This window comes from Actinocrinis sp. (assembly GCF_035653575.1).
In the GTDB taxonomy this organism is placed as follows: Bacteria; Actinomycetota; Actinomycetes; order Streptomycetales; family Catenulisporaceae; genus Actinocrinis.
Map to the genome: position 1 here is coordinate 1 of NZ_DASRBQ010000059.1, position 2,741 is coordinate 2,741.

Annotated in this window: 2 protein-coding genes and 1 pseudogene; 1 reads left to right on the forward strand and 2 read right to left on the reverse strand. The window is 68.0% G+C overall.

The features are described from left to right. Positions 1-191 (reverse strand): annotated as a pseudogene (locus VFA06_RS08780) (catechol 1,2-dioxygenase); the annotation flags it as partial. A 325-nt stretch (positions 192-516) separates the two neighbouring features. On the opposite strand from VFA06_RS08780, the gene VFA06_RS08785 reads away from it, so the two are divergent. Further along, a complete protein-coding gene (locus VFA06_RS08785) occupies positions 517-1,866 on the forward strand; it encodes an IS701 family transposase (protein WP_422653128.1) in 1,350 nt (449 codons plus the stop codon). 86 nt (positions 1,867-1,952) lie between these two features. Here the strand turns inward: VFA06_RS08785 and VFA06_RS08790 are convergent. After that, positions 1,953-2,741 (reverse strand): D-alanyl-D-alanine carboxypeptidase family protein (locus VFA06_RS08790; protein WP_324839948.1); only part of this gene is annotated, 789 nt, incomplete at its 5' end.

The window sequence follows — 2,741 nt, forward strand, 5'->3', positions numbered from 1 at the left end:
GCCGGCTCCGGCCCCTCGGTGAGCTGCACCGCGTACGTGGAGAAGTCGCCCCAGCAGCGCAGGTAAACCGATGACTCGTCGCGGTCGGTCTCATCGAGGCCCATGACCTCGGTGAAGAACCGCGATGACTCCTCCAGCGTCGGCGTCAGCAGCTCGACGTGCGCGAGCTGCGAGATCAAGCGTTCGGACATGGCCTCTCCTCTGAACGACTGCGCTTTCCGATCTGGTCAGAACTCAACCACAAGGCGGCATTGGATGCAAATAATCTCTTGCATCCAAAATGCACCTGGATATTGTCCTCCTTTGAAGCACCTCGGGTTTCGCACTTTCCGGGCTGATCGGGTGACCTGGACGTGACCTGGCGGTCGTGACGGGCGATGGCGGCGCGCGGCTGCGGCGGTTGCGCGGCGGGGTTGGAAGGAGCATCGGCGGCTTTCTCGAACGCGGCGGTTGTCAAGACCGTTACCGCGGCTGGGTGGGAGGCCCGTTCGCGGCTGCCTATGGAGGTCGCCGCCGATGCTCTGCCTGCCATCTTCGCTGATGGAGCTGTTGCTCCTGTTCGCGCCATGTTTCTCCCGCCCGAGCTACCGGACGTTCTGCGCGCTGGTCGCCGGCCATATCTCCCAGACCGGGTTGCGGACGGTCACCGGGATGCTGGTCGGCGCGCGCCTGTCGGGGGTCTGGCATCACGCTCGCTGCCACCGGTTCTTCAGCAACGCCCGCTGGTCGGCGGACGAGCTCGGGCTGCGGTTGGCGGAGCTGATCGTCGAGCGATTCTGTGACCCGGGGGCGAGCGTGCTGGTGGCCGTCGATGACACGCTGCTGCACCGCCTCGGGCGCAAGATCCACGCCTGCTTCTGGCATCACGACGCGACCGCGAACTCCAAGCAGGCGGCGGTCGCGTGGGGCAACAACTGGGTGGTGGTCGGGATCTGTGTCAGGCTGCCGTTCCTGGAGCGCACCGTGTGCCTGCCGGTCCTCTTCCGGCTCTGGCAGCCCCGCCGCGAGCAGTTCGCCAAGCACGACAAGCCCGATCCTGGGCGGCCCGGAAAGCCAGCGCTGGCAAGGGAAATGATCGACCTGCTCGCCGCGCGGCTTGACGGCCGCAAGATCGACGTCGTCGGCGACGCCGCGTATGCCACCGAGGCGTGGCGCGGGCTTCCCGCCTCGGTGACGGTCACCTCCCGCTTGCGGTCCAACGCCGCGATCTACGCCCGCACCCCGCCGCGCACCGGCAAACGCGGCCGCCCGCGCAAATGGGGTCAGCGGCTCGCGAGCCTCGCCGAGATCGCGACCAGCCCCGCCACCGAGTGGGTCGAGCACGCCGTCCGGCGCTATGGCAAGACCGAGACGCTGATGCTCACCACGATCGACTGCCTGTGGGAGCCGCTCGGTCCCGAGACGCTGGTGCGCGTGATCGTCGTCCAGGACGCGACCAAGCCCTGCGGCTATCAGCTCGCGCTGATCACCACCGACCTGACCGCGAGCGCCGGCGAGATCGTCGAGCGCTATGGCGACCGCTGGCCGATCGAGGTCGCCTTCGAAGACGGCAAGGAACTGTTCGGTGTCGGCGACGCGCGCAACCGGACCAAGAAAGCCGTCGAGCGCACCGTCCCGTTCCAGTTCCTCGCGATGACACTCACAATCGTCTGGTACGCCGGCTCAGGACATCACCCCGACGTCGTCGACGAGCACCGCCAGCGCGCCCCCTGGTACCTCACCAAGACCACCCCATCATTCGCCGACATGCTCGCCAAGCTCCGCCGCGTGATCATCGCCAGCCAATATCACCCAGGACAAGGCCAAACCCCCACATCCCGGGAAATCACGCAAGTCCAGCAAGCCTGGGCCGCCGCCGGCCTCTGAACCGCGAAACCCGAGTTAGGAGAATGGTCGGCGGCGCCTAACGGCGGCGCCTTAGTTGACCGTTTGGCCGGCCGCGATTTCGACCGCTACGGCTGACTTGTTCTCATCGGTGGGTGGCGTCCGTCTCTTGGGGCACCGGCCGTGGCGGGGACGGCTGTCGTGCGGACGCGGATGGTTCGGGCGATGGAGTTGACGAGTTGTTGGGCGGCCTCGCCTGCGGCGGCGAGCAGCGCGTGTGTGCCCGTGCCCTGTCCCTGTCCGAGGACCACGCCGATCGCGGTCTGCCGATGCCCGCCGACGGTGACGGCGGTGAAGAAGGCCAGGCATCCGCGGGCGGCGGAGTCCGATCCGGTCTTGCCCGCGTAGCCCTCGGTGATCAGCGGGTTGTAGTTGGCGAGCGTCCCGGCGACCGGCAGCGTCACGCTGGGCATCGAGACGATCTCGCGGAAGACCGGGAAGCGCATCGCCTGCTGGAAGACGCGCAGCTGGTCCGCGGCGGTGGAAACCGTGCTCGGGTCGAGCCCGCTGGGATCGGTGTAGGTGGTGTGGTTCATCCCGAGCGCGCGAGCCTCGGCGTTCATGTCGGCAACGAAGCTGGTTGCGCTGTCGGCGATCAGGTCGGCGAGGATCTGGGCGACGTTGTTGGCGGAAGGGATCAGGAGCGCCTCGAGCAGTTGGCGCTCGGTCAGCTGCTCGCCTGCGCGCACGGCGACGACCGACTGGCCCTCGGCGGCCTCCCGGCCCGCGGCCTGCGCCTGGGCGGGGGTGATCGTGACGGTGAACCCGTCCTGAGCGTCGGTCAGCGGGTAGTGCTTGAGGGTCAGGTAGGCGGTCATCACCTTGGCCAGGCTGGCGATCGGGACCGGTTGCTGGTC